21 protein-coding genes are annotated in these 21166 nt (G+C 67.0%); 11 read left to right on the top strand and 10 right to left on the bottom strand.

Features of this window, described 5'->3' with window-relative positions:
- Window positions 1–128: 128 nt before the first annotated feature.
- On the bottom strand, window positions 129–977 hold the full coding sequence (fabI, locus tag CRT60_RS30720) for an enoyl-ACP reductase FabI (protein ID WP_098740228.1): 849 nt from the start codon (window positions 975–977) through the stop codon (window positions 129–131).
- A 118-nt stretch (window positions 978–1095) separates the two neighbouring features.
- Between fabI and CRT60_RS30715 the strand changes: the two genes are divergently transcribed.
- Entirely contained in the window at window positions 1096–2466 is a 1371-nt protein-coding gene (locus CRT60_RS30715) for a YihY family inner membrane protein (RefSeq protein ID WP_098740227.1), read from the top strand.
- 66 nt (window positions 2467–2532) lie between these two features.
- On the opposite strand, the gene CRT60_RS30710 is transcribed toward CRT60_RS30715, so the two are convergent.
- On the bottom strand, window positions 2533–3492 hold the full coding sequence (locus CRT60_RS30710; RefSeq protein WP_098740226.1) for a DnaJ C-terminal domain-containing protein: 960 nt from the start codon (window positions 3490–3492) through the stop codon (window positions 2533–2535).
- Window positions 3493–3543: 51 nt separating this feature from the next.
- Complete coding sequence (locus tag CRT60_RS30705; protein ID WP_098740225.1) at window positions 3544–4017, bottom strand: RT0821/Lpp0805 family surface protein; 474 nt, start codon at window positions 4015–4017, stop codon at window positions 3544–3546.
- A 197-nt stretch (window positions 4018–4214) separates the two neighbouring features.
- Here CRT60_RS30705 and pdxH point away from each other — a divergent pair, with 197 nt between their 5' ends.
- From pdxH to CRT60_RS30680, 5 genes are all read left to right on the top strand, one after another.
- Entirely contained in the window at window positions 4215–4847 is a 633-nt protein-coding gene (pdxH, locus tag CRT60_RS30700; protein ID WP_098740224.1) for a pyridoxamine 5'-phosphate oxidase, read from the top strand.
- 97 nt (window positions 4848–4944) lie between these two features.
- Window positions 4945–5868 (top strand): cation diffusion facilitator family transporter, encoded by a 924-nt coding sequence (locus CRT60_RS30695; RefSeq protein WP_098740223.1) that lies wholly within the window; start codon window positions 4945–4947, stop codon window positions 5866–5868.
- 246 nt (window positions 5869–6114) lie between these two features.
- Complete coding sequence (locus CRT60_RS30690; protein WP_098741108.1) at window positions 6115–7506, top strand: methyl-accepting chemotaxis protein; 1392 nt, start codon at window positions 6115–6117, stop codon at window positions 7504–7506.
- A 91-nt stretch (window positions 7507–7597) separates the two neighbouring features.
- The gene (hypD, locus tag CRT60_RS30685) at window positions 7598–8710 is read left to right on the top strand and encodes a hydrogenase formation protein HypD (RefSeq protein ID WP_098740222.1); all 1113 of its coding nucleotides are present in this window, start codon (window positions 7598–7600) and stop codon (window positions 8708–8710) included.
- Between the two features lie 211 nt (window positions 8711–8921).
- Entirely contained in the window at window positions 8922–9743 is an 822-nt protein-coding gene (locus CRT60_RS30680) for a universal stress protein (protein WP_098740221.1), read from the top strand.
- Between the two features lie 62 nt (window positions 9744–9805).
- On the opposite strand, the gene CRT60_RS30675 is transcribed toward CRT60_RS30680, so the two are convergent.
- The 5 genes from CRT60_RS30675 to CRT60_RS30655 all read right to left on the bottom strand — a co-directional run bounded on the left by CRT60_RS30675 (window position 9806) and on the right by CRT60_RS30655 (window position 13881).
- Entirely contained in the window at window positions 9806–11452 is a 1647-nt protein-coding gene (locus tag CRT60_RS30675) for a methyl-accepting chemotaxis protein (RefSeq protein WP_342210691.1), read from the bottom strand.
- Window positions 11453–11865: 413 nt separating this feature from the next.
- Complete coding sequence (locus CRT60_RS30670; protein WP_244592853.1) at window positions 11866–12348, bottom strand: GNAT family N-acetyltransferase; 483 nt, start codon at window positions 12346–12348, stop codon at window positions 11866–11868.
- An 8-nt stretch (window positions 12349–12356) separates the two neighbouring features.
- Entirely contained in the window at window positions 12357–12767 is a 411-nt protein-coding gene (locus tag CRT60_RS30665) for a hypothetical protein (protein WP_098740219.1), read from the bottom strand.
- 55 nt (window positions 12768–12822) lie between these two features.
- Window positions 12823–13242, bottom strand: coding sequence for a hypothetical protein (locus tag CRT60_RS30660; RefSeq protein ID WP_098740218.1), 420 nt, complete (start codon window positions 13240–13242; stop codon window positions 12823–12825).
- A 126-nt stretch (window positions 13243–13368) separates the two neighbouring features.
- Entirely contained in the window at window positions 13369–13881 is a 513-nt protein-coding gene (locus tag CRT60_RS30655) for a YciE/YciF ferroxidase family protein (RefSeq protein WP_098740217.1), read from the bottom strand.
- Between the two features lie 167 nt (window positions 13882–14048).
- On the opposite strand from CRT60_RS30655, the gene CRT60_RS30650 reads away from it, so the two are divergent.
- Window positions 14049–14279 carry a DUF6898 family protein gene (locus tag CRT60_RS30650; protein WP_098740216.1) on the top strand — a complete coding sequence of 77 codons (231 nt, stop codon included), beginning with the start codon at window positions 14049–14051 and terminating at the stop codon, window positions 14277–14279.
- 396 nt (window positions 14280–14675) lie between these two features.
- Window positions 14676–15194, top strand: coding sequence for a hypothetical protein (locus tag CRT60_RS30645; protein ID WP_098741106.1), 519 nt, complete (start codon window positions 14676–14678; stop codon window positions 15192–15194).
- Window positions 15195–15322: 128 nt separating this feature from the next.
- Here CRT60_RS30645 and CRT60_RS30640 read toward each other — a convergent pair whose 3' ends face one another.
- Window positions 15323–15766 (bottom strand): Ros/MucR family transcriptional regulator, encoded by a 444-nt coding sequence (locus CRT60_RS30640; RefSeq protein WP_014247241.1) that lies wholly within the window; start codon window positions 15764–15766, stop codon window positions 15323–15325.
- A gap of 610 nt (window positions 15767–16376) precedes the next feature.
- On the opposite strand from CRT60_RS30640, the gene rpiB reads away from it, so the two are divergent.
- The 3 genes from rpiB (at window position 16377) to nrdR (ending at window position 18762) form a co-directional block, all read left to right on the top strand.
- Window positions 16377–16814, top strand: a complete 438-nt coding sequence (gene rpiB, locus CRT60_RS30635) for a ribose 5-phosphate isomerase B (protein WP_098740215.1) — start codon at window positions 16377–16379, stop codon at window positions 16812–16814.
- 146 nt (window positions 16815–16960) lie between these two features.
- Complete coding sequence (glyA, locus tag CRT60_RS30630; RefSeq protein WP_098740214.1) at window positions 16961–18262, top strand: serine hydroxymethyltransferase; 1302 nt, start codon at window positions 16961–16963, stop codon at window positions 18260–18262.
- A gap of 32 nt (window positions 18263–18294) precedes the next feature.
- Window positions 18295–18762, top strand: coding sequence for a transcriptional regulator NrdR (nrdR, locus tag CRT60_RS30625; protein WP_098740213.1), 468 nt, complete (start codon window positions 18295–18297; stop codon window positions 18760–18762).
- Between the two features lie 58 nt (window positions 18763–18820).
- Here the strand turns inward: nrdR and CRT60_RS30620 are convergent, their stop codons facing one another.
- The gene (locus tag CRT60_RS30620) at window positions 18821–20923 is read right to left on the bottom strand and encodes a sodium-translocating pyrophosphatase (protein ID WP_098740212.1); all 2103 of its coding nucleotides are present in this window, start codon (window positions 20921–20923) and stop codon (window positions 18821–18823) included.
- Between the last annotated feature and the right edge of the window lie 243 nt (window positions 20924–21166).

The raw sequence follows: 21166 nt of genomic DNA, 5'->3' as shown, positions 1-21166 counted from the left end.
AAATCATAAACGCCGCATTCGCAAACGCAAAGAGGGATCGGCGGACCGATCCCTCTCTTCACCATGCGATTGCGCGCACCTCGTGGCTGCTCAACCAGATGGGCCGACCGACCGAGGCCGCTCAGGCCTCAGCCGGCCTTCGGCGTCCCGCCCAGCGAGCCGAGCAGGCTGGCGACTTCGGCCGCCTCGTCCACCGCGACCATGCCGACGGTGTGGTAACCGCTGTCGACATGCATCACCTCGCCGGTGACGCCGCTGCCGAGATCCGACATCAGGAACAGGCCGGCGCCGCCGACCTCCTGGATGGTGACGTTGCGCTTCAGCGGGGCGTTCAGCTCGTTCCACTTCAGGATATAGCGGAAGTCGCCGATGCCGCTGGCGGCCAGGGTCTTGATCGGGCCGGCGGAGATGGCGTTGACACGGATGTTGCGGCCACCCAGATCGACTGCCAGATAGCGCACGCTGGCTTCCAGCGCGGCCTTGGCGACACCCATCACGTTGTAATGGGGCATGACGCGCTCGGCGCCATAGTAGGATAGGGTAAGCAGGCTGCCGCCGTCCTTCATCAGCGGCACGGCGCGCTGCGCCACCGCGGTGAAGGAGTAGCAGGAGATGTCCATGGTGCGCAGGAAGTTGGCCCGCGTGGTGTCCAGGTACAGCCCGTCCAGCTCGTTCTTGTCGGAAAAGGCGATGGCATGAACCACGAAGTCCAGCTTGCCCCATTCCTGCTCGATGGCGGCGAAGGTCGCGTCGATGCTGGCCTCGTCCGTGACGTCGCAGGGCAGGACCAGCTTGGCGCCGACCTGCTCGGCCAGCGGCTTCACCCGCTTCAGCAGCGCGTCGCCCTGGTAGGTGAAGGCAAGCTCCGCCCCGTGCTGGGCCAGGGCGGAGGCGATCCCCCAGGCGATCGAACGATCGTTGGCCACGCCCATGATCAGGCCACGCTTGCCGGCCATGAGCGGCATCGGATTGGACATCGGAACCTCGTGAACGACGGATGTGCTGCGGCTCCAGCCGCGAAAAGTGGGGCGCATCCTACACGAAAGCGCCCAACGGTCAAACCGACGCGGGCTGTCTTGCCGCAGGAGGCGCCGCATGTCTGCCCCTAAGGACAATTCCGGCCGCGAGGAGGAGGAGCGCAGCCGCGTCCTGACCGGCCTGCGGGAGCTTGGCGGCTTCTTCGGCCACTCGATGCTGCGCTTCTACAACGACAACTGCTTCCAGACCGCGGCGGCGCTGACCTACACCTCGCTGCTGGCCATCGTGCCGATGATGACCATCGGTTTCGCCATCTTCTCGGCCTTCCCGGCCTTCAGCGCCCTGCAGCTGCGGATCCAGACCGCGCTGGTCAAGAATCTGGTGCCGGAGATCGGCGACGCGATCCTGGAATATCTCGGCCGCTTCATGGCGAACGCCGGCCAGATGCCGATCTTCGGCGTGATCGGGCTGGCGGTGTCGGCGGTGCTGTTGATCTGGACCATCGAAGGCTCCTTCGCCACGGTCTGGCGCGTGCGCGAACCGCGGTCCTACGTGACGCGCATCCTGTCCTTCTGGGCGGTGGTGTCGCTGACCCCGCTGTTCGCCGGCGCCAGCCTGTCGCTGTCCAGCACGCTGTGGACGGCGCTGGAGGTCGCGCATCTGGAAGGCGTCGTCCATCCGCTGGCGGGGATCGGCATGCTGCTGCCCTTCGCCTTGCAGCTGGTCGGCTGTTCGCTGCTGTATCTGGTGATTCCGAATCGGGACGTGTTCTGGCTGGACGCGCTGTGCGGCGGCGCCATCGGCTCCATCCTGCTGGAAGGGTCGAAGGCGATCTTCGGCTGGTACATGCGCGAATACCCGGCCTACCAGACCATCTACGGCGCCCTGTCGGTGGTGCCGATCTTCCTGTTCTGGCTCTACATCGCGTGGTCGACGGTGCTGTTCGGCGCGGTGGTCGCCGCGTCGCTGCCGGAATGGCGGGCGGGCAAGGTCACCCGCGGCGGCATGGATGGGCTGCTGCCGGCCCAGCGGCTGGCGCTGGCGCTGGCCGTCCTGCATGAGCTGATGGAGGCGAGCCGGCTCGGGGTCGGCATGCGCCGCCGCACGCTGGTCGGGCGGGTGCCGGTGGGCACGCTGCTGATCGACGGCATCCTGGAACAGCTGCGCGATGCCCATTGGGCGGCCCACACCACCCGCGACGCCTGGGTGGTCACCCGCGACATGGGCGAGGCGACCCTGCTGGAGCTGATGAAGGCGCTGGGCATCGGCATGCGCGGCTCCGTCCATGGCCTGGGCGGCCTGGATCTGCCCTGGCAGGAGCGCACCGCCCGTCTGCTGGATGCCGCCGAGGCGCGGCAGGGCGATCTGCTGAACGTGCCGTTGAAGGCGCTGTTGAACGACGATCCGCCGCCGGAAGGCCAGCCGGCGGGCCAAGGATCGGCGCAGGGAGGTGCCGGCCCGGTGCCGCTGCGGGCGGTGAAGAAGTAGGGGCAGGCAGTGGCGGCGGGCCGAAGCGGTTCTGCGCCCGGAGGGGAGGGGGAAACCCGGCGGCGGTTACTCCAGCCCGGCCTTCTTGCGGACGTCGTAGCTGCGGGTCTTCGCCCATTCCTCGACGAACTTGACCAGCTCGCCGTCGGGCGGGTCGGGCAGGACGACCTTCAGCTTCACATACTGGTCGCCCGGCTGCTTGGTGGCCTGGTTGACCACGCCCTTGCCGCGCAGGCGCAGGACGGAACCGGTGTTGGCGCCCGGCGGCACCTTCACCGCGACCTTGCCGCTGATCGTCGGGACATTGACGGTCGCGCCCAGAACCGCCTCGTTCAGGGTGATCGGCACCTCGACATGGATGTCGCCGTCCTGCCGGGTGAAGAAGGGGTGGGACTCGACATGCACCTCGACGATGGCGTCGCCGTTGGGCATGCCGCCCATGCCGGGCAGGCCCTGGCCCTTCAGCCGCAGCTTCGACTCGTTCTCCGTTCCGGCCGGGATGGCGACGTCGATGCTCTTGCCGTTGGACAGGTTGATGCGGCGCTTCGACCCGTTCGCCGCCTCGATGAAGGGGACGGTGACGGAATAGGAGATGTCGCTGCCCCGCACCTTCGGCCCGGTGGAGCCGCCGGCCCCGGCTCCCGCTCCGGCACCCGGCCCGCCGGGGCGGCGCCGGCCGCCGCCGAACAGGTCGGAGAACCAGTCGTCGCCGCCGCCGAAGAAGCTGTCGTCGGCGGTGCTGGTGTAGGCCTTGCCCCGGCTGGTCCGGCCGCGCGGGCCGAAGCCCGCGTGCCGGTCCTGCCCCGACGGGTCGATCTCCCCGCGGTCGTAGCGGGCGCGCTTCTCGGCATCCGACAGCAGCGTGTAGGCGGCCGAGATTTCCTTGAACCGCTCCTCGTTGGCGGCGTCGCCCGGTTTCAGGTCCGGGTGATGCTGCTTGGCGAGCTTGCGGTATGCCTTCTTGATGTCGTCGGCACTGGCGGACCGGCTGACGCCGAGAACGCTGTAGGGATCGCGCGTAGCCACGGGCAGAGATTTCCCGCCCCAGGGGGGCTCAAAGGTTTCGGGTCGGCGGTGTTACGAGTTGCCGATGATCTTCCACGTACCGTCGGCCTGTTTGCAAGCGGTTCCGTAGGCCTGCTCCGTCCGCCCCTTGACCACGATGGTCTGCTGGAACTCGCGGCAATAGGTGCCGCTGTTGCTGTAGCCGTCGCGGGTGGTCACGATGGTACCGGAATTGCCCGACTGCGGGTTGTTCCAGTTGATGCGGTCGCCGACCGGAGCGGCATAGGCCTGACGGGCCGCGGTCTCGGCATAGCCGGCATCGGCCTTGTCGAGCGAGCCGCCGATCTCCTTGCCGATGAAGGCGCCCAGCAGCGTGCCGACGCCGGTCGCCACCAGCTTGCCCGTTCCGCCGCCGATCTGCGAACCGATCAGGCCGCCGGCGACCGCACCGCCGACCGTGCCGACCGTTTCCTTCTGGCCGCCCGTCTGGCACCCGGCCAGCAGGCCCACGACGATCACGGCCGGAACGACTTTCTTAACGAACATCCTTGCGCCTCGAAAAGGTTGGTTGCCGCGGCAGCCAATCGGTGGCTTCGCGGTGGACAGTGATATAAGCGACCCTATGCTTGCTGTGAATTGTGATGAGGCTGTGACCCTTTCGCTTTTGCACAAAAGCCCGCTCCCGCACCGGCCGCGCACCACCCGCCCGGCGGTGCTGGACCCATCGAGACAGGACCCCAGGAATGACGGACAGCAACGACCGCAATCCCCGCTCCCCCTACGATCTCTTCGCCGAATGGATGAAGGAGGCGGAACAGAGCGAGCCCAACGATCCCAACGCCATGGCGCTGGCCACCGCCGACGCCAGCGGCATTCCGTCGGTACGGATGGTGCTGCTGAAGGGGATCGATCCGCGCGGTTTCGTCTTCTACACCAACACCGAGAGCCGAAAGGGCACGCAGCTGCTGGCGAATCGGAACGCCGCCCTGTGCTTCCACTGGAAGAGCCTGCGCCGGCAGGTGCGGGTCGAGGGGCCGGTGGAGATCGTCACCGATGCCGAGGCCGACGCCTATTTCGAAAGCCGCCCGCGCGACAGCCGGATCGGCGCCTGGGCCTCGCAGCAGTCGCGCCCGCTGGAAGGGCGGTGGGAGCTGGAGAAGCGCGTCGCGCAGTTCGCCGCCAAATACGCCATCGGCACGGTGCCGCGGCCGCCGCACTGGACCGGCTTCCGCGTCCTGCCGTCGCGCATCGAGTTCTGGCGCGACCGTCCGTTCCGCCTGCACGACCGGCTGGTGTTCCAGCGGGCGGAGGGCCAGAGGACAGAAGGAACCGACGCCGATGCACCGGGTTGGACGACCGAGCATCTGTTCCCGTAAAGGGGAATGTCGGACCGGTGCGGGGGGCCGTAAGCGACCTGTAAGGACGGGCCGCTAGGGTCGCGCGCCGGCCGGCTTTGCGGAGTGGGGGGAATCAGTGAGCGACAATGCGGAAAACGCGGCATCGGCGGACCGCCTGCGCCGCTATGCCACCTATGCCAGCGTGTCGGTGGCCTCGACCCTGATCGCGGCGAAGCTGGGCGCCTATCTCCTGACCGAGTCGGTCAGCATCCTGTCCTCGCTGATCGATTCCTGCACCGACCTGATGGCCTCGGTGGTGACGCTGCTGGGGGTGCGCCATGCCCTGCGCCCGGCCGATGCCAACCACCGGTTCGGCCATGGCAAGGCGGAGGCGCTGGCGGCGCTGGCCCAGGCGGCCTTCATCGGCGGCTCCGCCGTGCTGCTGAGCATCGAGGCGGTGCGGCGGCTGGTCCGGCCGGAGCCGATCGCCGAGGGGACGATGGGCATCGCGGTGATGCTGCTGTCGATCCTGCTGACCGCCGGGCTGATCACCTTCCAGCGCCGGGTGCAGGTCGCCACGGGGTCGGTCGCCATCGGGGCGGACCGGCTGCATTATTCCGGCGACCTGCTGATGAACGGCGCCGTCATCGTCGCCATCCTGCTGACCGAGGCGACCGGGCTGACCGTGGTCGATCCGCTGTTCGGCATCGGCATCGCCCTGTTCCTGTTGAATGGCGCCCGCGGCGTGGCGCGCGACGCGCTGGACGTGCTGATGGACCGCGAACTGGCGGAAGAGGAGCGCGGCCGCATCGCCGAACTGGCACTGGCCGAGCCGGGGGTGCGCGGCCTGCACGACCTGCGCACGCGCAATGCCGGCACCGGCTGCTTCATCGAGCTGCATCTGGAGCTGGACGGCGGCCTGACCCTGACCGCCGCGCACGAGATCGCCGACCGGGTCGAGACGCGGCTGCGCGCCGCCTTCGCCAATGCCGAGGTGCTGGTCCATCAGGAGCCCGCCGGTCTGGTCGACGAGCGTCTGGACCACCGCATCGCCGGCTGACGGTGGAAAAGTTGCGCAAGGCAACCCCGTGATACGGATCCGTATTGCGGGATAACCCGCATTTCGCGTCCAATTTTTGTTACCGCACAATCACTGGGCGCAGCTTCTCCTTAAGGTATCCTACCAATGGACAGGGGGGCCGGGTTCGACCCGGTCACCCCGTTCGTTGCGAATCTGTATCAAAAGCGCAATAATAGTTCTCGGGAGAAAGCGCTCGGTTATAAAACAGCAAAAATGGTGGATAAGATGGATGGTGGCTTTGGGCTTCGTCCGCATCTGATCGCGGACATCGCGGAAGAGGCTGGCAATCTCGGTATCGAGATCGCGGATATCGCCGGCCATATCGAGGATGTGAACGCCCGCGTCACCCACCAGTCGGAGGTGTTCGCCCAACTGCGCGATACCGGCGCCAAGATGTCGCGCAGCACGGACCGGATTTCCCAGGCCTCGGCCATCGCGCGCTCGGTCACCGAACAGGCGCGGCAGGAGGTCGACAGTTCCCACGACCGCGTGCAGAAATCCTTGTCCGACATCCATTCCCTGGTGTCGTCGGTGACGGGAATCGAGGGGCAGATCGCCGGGCTGCGCGATGCGCTCGACCGCGTCGGCAAGGTCGCCAAGGAAATCTTCACCATCGCCAAGCAGACCAACCTGCTGGCGTTGAACGCCACCATCGAGGCGGCGCGCGCCGGCGATGCCGGGCGCGGTTTCGCCGTGGTGGCGAACGAGGTGAAGTCGCTGTCCACCAAGACCAGCGAAGCGACCACCGAGATCGATGCGACGCTGAAATCCCTGAACGAGCAGGCCCAGCGCCTGATGGCGGAGAGCGCCGCCAGCGCCGCCAAGGCCCGCGCGGTCAGCGAGGGGACCACCGCCATCGGCACGGTGATCGAGACGGTCGGCCGCGCCATGCGCGAGCTGAACGGCGAGACCGACAAGATCGATGCCGCGTCGGCCGAGATCGGCGGCAATTGCGGCGAGCTGGAGCGCGAGATCGCCGATCTGGCGGTGGGCGTTAAGCTGTCCAGCGAGAATCTGGCCCAGGCGCGCGACCGGGTGAACAGCCTGGTCGGGATGAGCGAGCGGCTGATCGGCGTCACCGCCGAACTGAACATCGAGACGGTCGACACCCCCTTCATCGCCGCGGTGAAGGATGCCGCCGCGAAGGTGTCCGCCGCCTTCGAGGATGCGCTGGCCCGCGGCGACATCAGCGAATCCGACCTGTTCGACCGCCAGTACCAGCCGGTCGCCGGATCGGACCCGCAGCAGGTGACGACCCGCTACACCCAGCTGTGCGACCGCGTCCTGCCCGGCATCCAGGAGCCGGTGCTGTCGGCCAACGGCCGCATCGTCTTCTGCGTGGCGGTGGACGAGAACGGCTATCTGCCCACCCACAACCGGCAGTTCAGCCAGCCCCAGGGCCGCGACCCGGTCTGGAACGCCGCCAACTGCCGCAACCGCCGCATCTTCAACGACCGCGTCGGGCTGGCCGCCGGCCGCAGCACCAAGCCGTTTCTGCTCCAGACCTACCGGCGCGACATGGGCGGCGGGAAGTTCGCGCTGATGAAGGACGTCTCCGCCCCCGTCATGGTCCGCGGGCGGCATTGGGGTGGGCTGCGGCTGGCCTACAAGGTGTGATGGCGGGACGATTTCCCGGACTTCCCTCTTGATCCGTATCAACGCATACGATCAGCCTTGCGGGTGAAATGGCGGGGCAGAGGGAGCGACCATGAAATACGTCGAAGAGTTCCGCGATCCGGTTCTGGCCCGCAACGTCGCCGCCGCCATTGCGCGGGAGGTGCGGGCCGACCGCTCCTATCATCTGATGGAGTTCTGCGGCGGCCATACCCACGCCATTTCCCGCTATGGCATCCCCGACCTGCTGCCCGGCAATGTGCGGATGATCCATGGGCCGGGCTGCCCGGTCTGCGTCCTGCCGGTCGGGCGGATCGACGACGCCATCGCGCTGGCCCGCCGGCCGGAGGTGACGCTGTGCACCTATGGCGACGTGATGCGCGTGCCGGGGTCGGGGCGGCTCAGCCTGCTGAAGGCCAAGGCGCAGGGGGCCGACGTGCGGATGGTGGTGACCGCCGATGCGGCGGTGCGCATCGCCGCCGAAAATCCGGACCGGCAGGTGGTGTTCCTCGCCATCGGCTTCGAGACGACGACTCCGCCCACGGCGCTGGCCGTCCGCGCTGCCGCGGCGCAGGGGCTGACCAACTTCTCCGTCTTCTGCAACCATGTGCTCACCCCGTCGGCCATCCAGGGCATCCTGGCCGGGGCCGATGAGGGGCTGTCGCTCGACGGGTTCGTCGGGCCGGCCCATGTCTCGGTCGTCATCGGGTCGGAGGCCTATGCCCCGGCCGCGGCGGAGCATGGCAAGCCGGTGGTGATCTCCGGATTCGAGCCGCTGGACGTGCTGCAATCCATCCTGATGCTGGTCCGCCAGATCAACGACGGGCGGGCGGAAGTGGAGAACCAGTTCACCCGCGCCGTCACCGCCGAGGGCAACCGCAAGGCCCAGGCGCTGGTTCTGGAGATTTTCGAGACCCGGCCGTCCTTCGAATGGCGCGGGCTGGGCAGCATCCCGCACAGCGGGCTGAAACTGCGCGACGCCTATGCCGCCTTCGATGCCGAACGGCGCTTTCCCATCGCCGGGGCCAGCGTTGCCGACCACAAGGGCTGCGATTGCGGCGCCATCCTGCGTGGGGTGAAGCGGCCGGTCGACTGCAAGCTGTTCGACACCGTCTGCACGCCGGAAAACCCCATGGGGTCCTGCATGGTCTCGGCCGAGGGCGCGTGCGCCGCGCATTACACCTACGGACGGTTCCGCGACGCCTGACCGGTGCCCGGATCGGTTTTCCGGACGGCCGCGTCGCCTCCCCCTTGCGACCTCTCGCCGCAGGCCGGCAGATCGCTGCTGGACGAACGCCGCCCGGCTGAACATGATGCATATGAAACAATCCGCCAGCCTGCCGACCCTTCATGCCGGCCGGCCCGGCGGAGAACCGCAGACGTCATAAGACTTCGCATTTCATACCGGGAGGGTCCGCATGACCTACAAGCACATCCTCGTCCATCTCGACAGCAGCCCGCATGTCGAGGCGCGCCTCGATGCCGCCGTCGCGCTGGCCCAGCGTCATGGCGCCTTCCTGCGCGGCCTGTTCGCGCAGGGCGACCGCAACGCCACCAGCGTGATTGCCCGCCGGTCCAGCGACCATCTGGGCGACGCCGCGGCCCGCAGCGAGGCGCTGTTCAAGGAAAAGCTCGCCGCGTCCGGGTTGCAGGGCCATTGGCACGGCCTGACCCATGGCGAGTACAACCATGTCATCCGCGAGGTCATCATCTGGTCGCGCTTCGCCGACCTGACGGTGCTGGGCCAGTATGACCGCGAGGCGGGATCGCAGGCGGCGCCGGAGGAGTTGAACGAGCAGGTGGTGCTGAATTCCGGCCGGCCGGTTCTGGTCATCCCCTATGCCGGCCGCTTCGCCACCATCGGCCAGCGTGTGGCCGTCGCCTGGAATGCCGAGCGCGAGGCCGCCCGCGCCCTGTCCGACGCCATGCCGATGCTGGAGAAGGCCAAGGAGGTGACGGTCATCACCGTGCTGACCCAGGCATCCTCCTCCGCGTCCGAAGCGCCGCGGGTCGGCGTGCTCGATCATCTTGCCTTCCACGGCGTGACGGCGGAGCAGACCCATTTCACCGTGAGCGACATCGGTGCGATGGACGCCCTGCTGGCCCGCGCCATGGACACCGGCGCCGACCTGCTGGTGATGGGTGCCCACGGGCATTACGGCTTCCCGTTCCTGCACCGCGGCAGCGGGACGCGGCATGTGCTGCGCACCTGCCCGGTGCCGCTGCTGCTGTCGCACTGAATGGGGCAAGGGGGGCGCCGGGTCGCGCCCCCCTGATTCGTCACGCTGCCGTCACGCCGCCTTCACGCCGCCTTCACGCCGTTGAGGAAGCTCTCCACCTCCTGGCGCAGGCGGGTGGATTCGCCGGTCAGGTGATCGGCGACGCTGCGGACTTCGCCTGCGGCGCGGCCGGTGTCTCCGGCAGCGCGGGTGACGCCGACGATGTTGCTGGTCACCTGCTGCGTGCCCTGGGCCGCTTCCTGGACGTTGCGGCTGATTTCCTGGGTCGCGGCGCTCTGCTGTTCCACCGCCGAGGCGATGGTCGCGGAGATCTGGCTGATCTCGGTGATGATGCGGCCGATCTCCTCGATGGCGGACACCGCATCGCGGGTCGCGCCCTGGATGGTGGCGATCTGGCCGGTGATTTCCTCGGTCGCCTTGGCCGTCTGGTTGGCGAGGCTCTTCACCTCGCTGGCGACGACGGCGAAGCCCTTGCCGGCCTCGCCCGCTCGTGCCGCCTCGATGGTGGCGTTGAGCGCCAGCAGATTGGTCTGCGCCGCGATGTTGTTGATGAGGTCCACCACCTCGCCGATCTTCTGCGCCCCTTCGGCGAGGCCCGACACCACGCCGTTGGCGCGGTTGGCGCCGCTGACCGCCTGTTCGGCAACGCGCGTCGACTGGGTGACCTGACGGCCGATCTCGGCGATGGAGGAGGACAGCTCCTCCGCCGCGGCAGCCACGGTCTGCACGTTGGCGGACGCCTGCTCGGCGGCCGACGCCACCGTGGTGCTCTGGCGGTTGGTCTCGTCGGCGGTGCTGGTCAGCGCGCCGGCCGACTGCTGCATCTGGGTCGCCGCACCCGACAGGCTCTGCACCACCGCGGTGACGTTGCCCTCGAAGGCGCGCATCAGCTCCTCCAGCCGGGCGGTGCGGCGGGCCTTGGCCTCCTCCTCGGCGCGCTGGGCGGCGGCGAGGCGGTCGGCTTCGATGGCGTTGCGCTTGAACACATCCACCGCCTCGGCCATGGCCCCGACCTCATCCCTGCGGCCGACGCCGGGCACCTCGACCGTGCGGTCACCGCCGGCCAGCCGTCCCATGGCGGCGGTCATGGCGACGATGGGCGTGGCGATGGACCCGCGCAGCACCAGCCCGGCGGCCACGGCGACCAGAAGGGAGATCAGCGTACCGGTGATGGCGGTGAGGTAGCCGGTCGAGAAGGCGGTCTTCTGCTCCGTGTCGCGCGCCGTCAGCAGCGCACGCTCGGCGTCCTCGATCTGCCGGACCAGGGCGCGGATGCTGTCCATCGCCGACTTGCCGAGCGCCTTCGCCTCCATCGCGCGGGCCTCCTCGCGCGTGTCGGCCCTGGACATCAGGGCGATTTCCTTTTCCGCCACCGTCTCGCGCCAGGTGGCGGCGTGCCTGCGCAATTCCTCCAGCCGGGCCTGCTGCTGCGGGTTGTCGGCGGTCAGCGACTTCACCTCCGCCAGCGCACGGTCGAACGCCTGCGCGCCGGAGCGGTAGGGAGCGAGGAAGGCCGGATCGCCGCTGACCAGATAGCCGCGCAGACCGGTTTCCTGATCGACCATCGCCGCCATCGCCGCATCGGTGGTCTGGATCACGCGGTAGGTGTGGATCGTCCAGCCGATTGACGACTGGATCGACGATAGGGTCGAATAGTTGGCAATGCTGATTGCGCCAATGATGACGATCAATGCAGCAAATGCCGTCAACAGCTTTCCGCCAATACGGAGATTGGTGAACCAGGACATCGTCTTGCCCCTCATTTGCCCTGACAGGCCTTTGATCCGCGGGGACAGCCGCCTCGCCTTCGGAGTTGCATACGAAAGGGTGAATGCCTCACCCAATCGAATGCGAACACTGATACGTCAACGATTTCGATTTCGATCATCGAAAATTCTACGTATGACGAAATCATCGGTCTGTTACGTAAGGCTTATGCCTCACCGGCAAACGAAGGAATAACAACGATCCGTTGTCTTCCCTGGGCTACAGACAGCCGCGGGCAGCAGTGCCCCCGTATGCATGGGGCATTGTGTCGCATCGCCGCGCCGGCGATGGTGGGGCGGCTGTAAGAGAGGTGTGGCGACGCAGGGTCAGCGGCGGGTCGCCGGCAAGGGAAGCGTCAGCGCCGCAGCCGCATGTCGATGTGGGGAATGCCGAAATCGTCGTAGGGATCGGTGTCCCGGACGAAGCCGAAGCTGCCGTAGAAGCGTTCAAGATGCTGCTGCGCGCCGATGACCACGTCGCGGCCGGGCCAGCGCTCCGCCAGCACCGTCAACGACTCCGCCACCAGCGCCCGCCCCAGCCCGGTGGAGCGTTGCGACGGATCGACCGCCAGACGGCCGAAGGAGACCGGCGCGTCCGGATTCGTCCCATCCCGGCCATCTTCGTCAGGGCCAAGACAACGGGCGCAGCCGACGATGGCGCCCGCCTCGTTCCGCGCGATGAGGTGAAGCGCCCCGGGATCGCGACCGTCGATGTCGGGGTAGGGGGAGGCCTGCTCGACCACGAACACGCGGCTGCGCAGGGCCAGCATGTCGTGCAGGTCACGCAGCGTCAGGGCACCGAAAGCGACGCGGCAAATGGGCGGCGGGGAGGTCTTCACGGGGACGCTCAGGCAATCGCGTTGCGGATCATGTAGTCGGCGATGTCCTTGGGCTTCACCTTGACGTCGGTCAGCGGCTCGTCCGCGGTCATCGCCTTGGCGACCAGCAGGCTGTTCTGCACGTTGGTCAGGGTGATGCGGTACACGCCGGCCGCTCCCTTGAGCCGCGGGTAATAGGTGGGGTCGATCGCCTTCTCGCGCCGGCCGAGCCGGGCCAGCGCGGCGTCCTCGTCCAACTCCTCGACCGGCTTGGTCTGGATCAGTTTCCAGTCGGATTCACCACCCCAGCCGGCGGCGACCGCCGCCTTGACCGCGGCCTCATCCTCCGCGATGCCCAGCTTGTAGATGTGCTTTCCCTGTCCGACGTCGGACGCCCATTTGGTCAGGGCGGCGCTGCGCGCGACATAGACGAGGGGCATGACGAGTCGATCCTTAGCATGGAGTCTTGTTTTACGGAGCTTTCCGGGGAGCAGTCTATTGCAGCGACGACTGCCGCGCGATGGGCGTGATGAGGATGCGGCTGACCACATCCTTGCCGAACATGGCGATCACCGATTCGTCGATGCGGCGGCGCAGGGCAGGGACGTTCGCGATGTTGCCGCGGACGATCCAGCCCTCGTCCACCCCCTTGTAGATGGCGGTCAGGATGGCGTCGTGCAGGCGCGGGATGCTGAGCTGCACCTCGCCCAGCTTCAGGGCGTTGCCGATCTCCAGGTTCACTTCGACCTGGGTGTATTTCTCGATCCGTCCGGCATTCACCACCGGGACCATCAGCGGCTTGATCCGCACCGACGGCGGCAGGGCGCCCGGCGCCCCCTCGTTCGCAACGGCCGATGGCGCCGACGGCAGCGTCAGGAACAGGGCAAGGCCGAAGGCACACAGCAGGCGACGCATGACGGAACACCGCGAAGGACCGGAAAGCGGGGATGCTATCGGTCCGACGCGGTGCTTGCAACCAGGGTCCGGCCCTTATGCAGGGCCGGGGACGATTGGTCACGGAAGACTTGAAGGATTATGGGATCAGGCGGCTTTCCTGCCGCTGGCCGCCATCGCCTTCTTGTTGACGTCACCGATGGCGAGCTTGTTCAGCAGCGTGTCGGTGTCCTTTTCCTCCTGCAGCGTCTCGTCCAGCAGCTGGGCGACCTTGTCGAGGCCGCAGGCGGTGGCGAAGGCATGCAGCGTGCCGTAGCTGGCGATCTCGTAATGCTCCACCTTCTGGGCGGCGGCGATCAGGGCGGCGTCCTGCACCTCGGGCGCCAGACCCATTTCCAGGATTTCCTGGGCTTCGCTGATCAGCCCCTCCATCGCGTCGCAATGCTTGCCGCGCGGACGGGTATCCAGCTCCTCGAACACCTGCTGAAGCCGCTCGATCTGGCCGTGGGTCTGTTCCAGATGGGTTTCGAACGCCTGGCGCAGCTGGTCGGAGCTGGCGGCCTTTGCCATCTTGGGCAGGGCCTTCGCGATCTGCTTCTCGGCGTGGTAAATGTCGCGAAGATCCTCGATCAGCAGATCCTGCATCGTCTTGGCGGCCATTTTGGTGGTCCTTCCTCGCAGTGGGGGTTGGCGGAGCGGGGCTCCTGCGCGCCGAATGGCTGGGTGGACAACAGCGATGGCTGCCGGGTGTTGCGGTCTCGAACGGGGACTTACTTAAGATAGCGAGGCCGGGCGATGTGGAGCTGGGCCAAGGGAGGGCATTGGGCATGACCGACGGTGACGTGCTGTTCGAGTTCCAGCGGGTCGGCAGTTATCTGCGGGTGACCGCCATCGATGCCAGGACCGGCGTCGAGGTGACGGTGGCCGGTCCGGCAACCGGCAGCCAGGAACTGCTGAAGCGGACGGCGATCAACAAGCTGCGCTTCGTGCAGAACAAGGGCGTCGGACCCGCCGCGCCGGCCAAGCCGGGGCCGAAACGGGGGGGCGGACTTTACTGATCCAGTCGCAACACCCAAAAGTTGTGTATCTGCCGTTGGTTGCTCTTCTCCGCAGGGGGCGAAAAGAAAACGCGCCGCCGGACGGGGCCGGGCGGCGCGTATCGAAGTCTGGCTTTTGCTGATGGTGAGCGCCGGCATGCCTCCGCCGGCGGCCCCGACGCTGGGTCGGCCCGCCGGTCGTAGAGCGAACCGCTCGACCCCGACAGTAGACCTATGCCTGCCCCTTGACACTGGCGCAGGGGGTGTAACGCTTGTAGAACCGCGCATCTCTGAACGAATGGCGCATATGGAAAGTCCCTTTTCCTGCGCCGTTCAGCCGGTTAAGCCGGGTGTCGGGCGGGCCGTTTTCCGTGCCGGCCTTCGGGCAGAAAAATGAAACGCCAGAGGATCGAGGCCATGTTGGGTTTTAAGGCGGCGGGTTTCAGGGCGGCAGGCTTCAGGACGCTGGGCGTGACGGCTTTGCTGCGCGTGTCGCTGATGTCGGCTGCGGTGGCGGCCACCGCTTCGGTTGCAGCCTTGCCGGTTCTGGCGATCCCGCAGGCGGCGCTGGCCGCCTCGTCCCAGCCGGCCCAGAAGCCGGGCCATGGCGCACAGGATCATGGCGGCCGTCAGTCCGCCCCCGGCGCTGCCGGCGGGACGGCAAACGGTGGACCGTCCTCGACCGCCCCGCAACCGACGACGCCGGCCGCGGGCTGCCTGAAGCCGGGTGTGCCGCTGTGCATGGACGATCAGGCGACCTTCCTCAGCGCCGACAAGATGTCGTCCTGTCAGGGCGAGGTGAAGGATTACGTCGACAAGTCGATGAGCTACCTGACCTGCCTGAACGAAGAAAATGTGTCGACCGGGCGCGAATTGAGTCGAAATGTCGACCGTTTCAACTGCCGCTTGTCGGGCCGCAAGGGGTGCGCCAACTGAGGACTGCGGCCCATGGGATGCAACCGATTCGCAGCTTCAACCAATCGGATGGCAGGGCCATCGACCGGACACGTACACGGGCCGACTCCTGGGTGGATCGGCCCGTGTTGCATACGGACTTTACTCGATCAACCGGCCTTGCGGCGGGTCTGGCGGCCGGAACTGCGGCCCAGGCCGATGCGCTTGGCGAATTCCGAACGCTGCGCCGCATAGTTCGGCGCGACCATCGGATAGTCAGGCGGAAGTCCCCAGCGTGCGCGATACTCGTCCGGCGACATGTTGTAGGTCGAGCGAAGGTGCCTTTTCAGCATCTTCAACTTCTTCCCGTCTTCCAGGCAGACGATGTATTCGGGCGTCACTGACTTGCGAATCGGAACGGCCGGCTTCAGCGGCTCCGCCGCGACCTCACGGGGCTGACCATTCAGACCGGTCAGCGACGAGTAAACCGTATTGATCACGTCGGGGATTTGCTGAGCAGGCAACACGTTCTTGCTGACATACGCCGATACGATGTCGGCGGTCATCCGCAGCAGCGCATTGTCCGGTACATCGGCGCGAAGCTGGTCGCTCATTGCACTGTGTCCTGGTTTTTCATTTGTCCGTAGGAACCAAGTTGCATACCGTGATTTGGGTGTCAATATAATTTCGGCAAGCATCAAATTAGTTGCTCTTGTCGGTCAGAACAAAGCAACACCGCGTAAATCAGCCTTCGCTGAAAATCGTTGCACGGTTGTGGCTGTGCCGCGGCTTTAAGGGGCGTCTAGTAGGCCCCGGCTTGCGATTTTCCCCCGACCCCGTTGCGGCAATTGGCGGATTTCCCCCGCATATATCGAATCGGCTATCTCCCTTGTTTTGCTCGCTCGGCAACGAAGAGGTGAAAACAGAGGCCAAACTTTCGCGGTGATCAGGGGCGCCGCCGCTCCGGCGGTGGGTCGGCCGATCGCACGCCGGAAATCGACCGCCAGGTCGACCTCCCAGCTCGACCCCCGGCTCGACCGATGCCGGGCGGTGCTGGGTTTAGCTATGCATCCACGTCATGGTGTGGCTGTGGCGGTTGGCACCGACATCTGGTAGGGTGCCGGCGTCTTTTGCCCGATTGCAGGCCGCTTCGCCGGCCCGGTTGCCGCCTGTGCATCCGTACTGCCCGTATCCGTTACCGACCGCACCGGAGTTTCCGCCGTCATGACCGTCCGCACCGTGGCACTCGCTTCCGATCACGCCGGCTATGAGCTGAAGGCTCAGATCGCACGGCAACTTGAGGGCGCCGGCTACACCGTCCTCGATCTCGGTACCGACGGTCCGGCCTCGGTCGATTACCCGGACTTCGCCGCGGCGCTGGCCGCCGCCGTCACCGACGGCCGTGCCCAGCGCGGCGTTCTGGTCTGCGGCAGCGGCATCGGCATCAGCATCGCCGCCAACCGCCATCCCGGCATCCGCGCCGCCCTGGTGCACGACGTGACCACCGCGCGCCTGTCGCGCGAGCACAACGACGCCAACGTGATCGCGCTGGGCGCCCGCATCGTCGGGCCTGAGATTGCCAAGGATTGCGTCGACGTCTTCTTGAAGACCGACTTCGAAGGTGGCGAGCGTCACAGCCGCCGCATCGCCAAGATGGGCTGAGCGCGTTTTCGCGCCGCTTTTCCTGGCCCCTTATTTGGCCGTGAAGGCCCGCAACCGGGACGCGACAGGGCCCGGAGACCTGACGAAAGCAGGACGGCCGCGCGCTTGTCCTGCTTGACGCCCTTTCGATTGAGGAGCCTCCCGCCATGACCAGCAGCAACACCGCAGAGATCGGCCGTTTCTTCGCCGCCTCGCTTGCCGAGACCGATCCCGAACTGGCCCGCGCGGTCCGCGACGAGCTGGTCCGCCAGCAGGAGCAGATCGAACTGATCGCCTCCGAGAACATCGTCTCCCAGGCGGTGCTGGAAGCGCAGGGCTCGGTCCTGACCAACAAGTATGCGGAAGGCTATCCGGGCAAGCGTTACTACGGCGGCTGCGAATTCGTCGACGTGGCGGAGAACCTCGCCATCGAGCGCGCCTGCAAGCTGTTCGGCTGCGATTTCGCCAACGTGCAGCCGAACTCCGGCTCCCAGGCCAACCAGGCGGTCCTGCTGGCCCTGCTGCAGCCGGGCGACTGCGTGCTGGGCATGTCGCTGGCCGCCGGCGGCCACCTGACCCATGGCGCCGCTCCCAACATGTCGGGCAAGTGGTTCAAGGCCGTGCAGTACGGCGTGCGCAAGGACGACCACCTGATCGACTTCGATCAGGTCGAGGCGCTGGCCCGCGAGCACAAGCCGAAGCTGATCATCGCCGGCGGCTCCGCCTATCCGCGCGTCCTGGACTATGAGCGCTTCCGCGCCATCGCGGACGAGGTCGGCGCGATCTTCATGGTCGACATCGCCCACTATGCCGGCCTGATCGCCGGCGGCGTCTATCCGAACCCGTTTCCCTATGCCGACGTGGTCACCACCACCACCCACAAGACGCTGCGCGGCCCGCGCGGCGGCATGGTGCTGACCAACAAGGAAGACATCGCCAAGAAGATCAACTCGGCCGTCTTCCCCGGCCTCCAGGGCGGCCCGCTGATGCATGTCATCGCCGCCAAGGCGGTGGCCTTCGCCGAGGCGCTGCGTCCGGAGTTCAAGACCTACGCCCAGGCGGTGGTCGACAATGCCCAGGTGCTGGCCAAGACGCTGATCGCCGGCGGGCTGGACATCGTGTCGGGCGGCACCGACAGCCACATCGTGCTGGTCGACCTGCGTCCGAAGAACCTGACCGGCAAGGCGGCGGAAGCCAGCCTCGAGCATGCCGGCATGACCTGCAACAAGAACGGCGTGCCGTTCGACCCGCAGAAGCCGATGATCACCTCCGGTGTCCGCCTGGGCAGCCCGGCGGCGACCACCCGCGGCTTCGGCACCGCCGAGTTCAAACAGGTCGGCGAGATGATCGTCGAGACGCTGGACGGTCTGGCCGCCAGCAACTCCGGCGACAACACGGCGGTCGAGGCGGCGATGCGCGAGCGGGTGCGCGGCCTGTGCCGTCAGTTCCCGATCTATCCCACGCTGTAATTGCCCACGCCGTAAAGGGGGGAAACCACCAGATGCGCTGCCCGTTCTGCGGAAACGAGGACACCCAGGTCAAGGACTCGCGCCCGACCGAAGACAACTCGGCAATCCGCCGGCGGCGCTTCTGTCCCAGTTGCAGCGCCCGCTTCACCACCTTCGAACGCGTCCAGCTGCGCGAGCTGACGGTGGTGAAGAGCAACGGCCAGCGCGAAGGCTTCGACCGCGAGAAGCTGCTGCGGTCGATGAGGATCGCGCTGCGCAAGCGCCCGATCGACGCCGACCGCATCGACCGGGTGGTGAACAGCATGGTCCGCCAGCTGGAATCCTCCGGCGAGAGCGAGATCCCGTCGAAGCAGATCGGCGAGAAGATCATGGAAGCGCTGCAGACGATGGATCAGGTGGCGTATATCCGCTACGCCTCCGTCTACAAGGACTTCCGCGAGGCGTCCGACTTCAACGAGTTCGTGGAAACTCTGGCGCCGGAAGCCTCGCCGGGACTGTAAAGGCGTCGGTGCGGGGCAGGCGGTTGTCCTGCCCCGCACCGGACCCTCACCCGAGCCGTCATCCCACCTGGGCCAGGATCGCCAGCAGCAGGATCGCCACGATGTTGGTGATCTTGATCATCGGGTTCACCGCCGGGCCGGCGGTGTCCTTGTAGGGGTCGCCGACGGTATCGCCGGTCACCGCCGCCTTGTGGGCGTCGGATCCCTTGCCGCCGTGATTGCCCTCCTCGATGTACTTCTTGGCATTGTCCCAGGCGCCGCCGCCCGACGTCATCGAGATGGCGACGAAGATGCCGGTGACGATGGTGCCCAGCAGCATGGCGCCCAGCGCCGCGAAGCCCGCCGCCTGTCCGCCGATGGCGGCGATCACCAGATAGAGCACCACCGGGGCCAGGACCGGCAGCAGCGAGGGGATGATCATCTCCTTGATCGCCGCCTTGGTCAGCATGTCCACCGCACGGCCGTAATCGGGCTTGGCGGTGCCCTCCATGATGCCGGGGATTTCGCGGAACTGCCGCCGCACCTCCACGACGACGGACCCGGCGGCGCGGCCGACGGCGGTCATGCCCATGGCGCCGAACAGATAGGGCAGCAGGCCGCCAATCAGCAGCCCGACGACGACGTAAGGGTCGTTCAGCCGGAACTCGACCGGAATGTTCGGGAAGTAATGGCCCAAATCCTGGACATAGGCGGCGAAGAGAACCAGCGCCGCCAGACCGGCGGACCCGATGGCATAGCCCTTGGTCACCGCCTTGGTCGTGTTGCCGACGGCGTCCAGCGCGTCGGTGGTGACGCGGATGTTGGCGGGCATGTCCGACATCTCGGCGATGCCGCCGGCATTGTCGGTGACCGGCCCATAGGCGTCGAGCGCCACCACCATGCCGGCCAGCGCCAGCATCGTCGTCGCGGCGATGCCGATGCCGAAGACGCCGGCCTGCCCGTGGGCGATCAGGATGCCGGCGCAGATGACGATCACCGGCAGGGCGGTCGATTCCATCGACACGGCAAGACCCTGGATGACGTTGGTACCGTGCCCGGTCTCCGACGCCTTGGCGACGCTGCGCACCGGGCGGAAAGCGGTCGAGGTGTAGAACTCGGTGATCCAGACCAGGAGGCCGGTGACGCCCAGCCCGACCAGCGCCGACACCAGCAGGTTGAAGCCGGTGATCGATACGCCGTCGGTCATGGTGATGGCGCGGGTGAAGCCGAACAGGATCGCGGTGACGATCAGGATCAGCACCAGCGAGATGCCGGCCGCGACGGCCAGCCCCTTGTAGAGCGCCTTCATGATGTTGTTGTCGGGGCCGAGCTTCACCGCGAAGGTTCCGGCGACCGAGGCCAGGATGCAGACGGCGCCGATCAGCAGCGGATAGACCAGCATCATCCGCAACACGCCGCCGGTAAAGAAAATCGCCGCCAACAGCATGGTGGCGACGATGGTGACGGCGTAGGTTTCGAACAGGTCGGCGGCCATCCCGGCACAGTCGCCGACATTGTCGCCGACATTGTCGGCGATGACCGCCGGGTTGCGCGGGTCGTCCTCCGGGATGCCGGCCTCCACCTTGCCGACCAGATCGGCGCCGACGTCGGCGCCCTTGGTGAAGATGCCGCCGCCCAGCCGGGCGAAGATCGAGATCAGCGAGGCGCCGAAGCTGAGCGCCACCAACGCTTCCAGGATCGTGCGGACCTCGACGGGATCGTTGACGCGGTAGACCAGCGTCAGGATGCCGAAATAGCCGCCGACCCCCAGAATCCCGAGCCCGACCACCAGCATGCCGGTGATCGCCCCCGACTTGAAGGCGATGTCGAGCGCAGGCGCCAGCCCGATGGTCGCCGCCTGCGCCGTGCGGACATTGGCGCGGACCGAGACGTTCATGCCGACATAGCCGGCGCTGCCCGACAGCACGGCGCCGATCAGGAAGCCCAAGGCAACGGGAAAGCCCAGCGTCACCCACAGGATGACCAGCAGGACGGCGCCGGCGATGGCGATGGTGGTGTATTGGCGGTTCAGGTAGGCGCGCGCCCCTTCCTGCACCGCGGCGGCGATGGCCTGCATCCGTTCGGACCCAGGCGACGCGGCCATGACTTCTTTTCCGGTACGAAAACCGTAGGCCAGCGCGAGCAGGCCGGCGGCGATGATGACGATGAACGCTAGAGCCATCGCATCCCCCGATTGATTTTAAGGTCGCGCCCCGGAAAGGCTGGTCCCACCACGGTGGTCAAGTGGGGGAGAAGTCGGGCGCAAGTATTATCGGGAAAAGCATGCGCCCGGTGCGGCCGCTTTGCAACCGCCGCACGGGGCGGCGCGACGCGGCGAAATGGCCGGGGGTACCCCTGGCCTTTATGGGTAGTGTCGGGATAATGCACCGCAAAATGGGTGCGAGTTGCGGGTGCTGCGGGTGGC

It is taken from the genome of Azospirillum palustre (assembly GCF_002573965.1).
Taxonomy (GTDB): domain Bacteria; phylum Pseudomonadota; class Alphaproteobacteria; order Azospirillales; family Azospirillaceae; genus Azospirillum; species Azospirillum palustre.
Note: the sequence above shows the minus strand (reverse complement) of the source record. Positions and strands in the feature narration are given on the sequence as shown.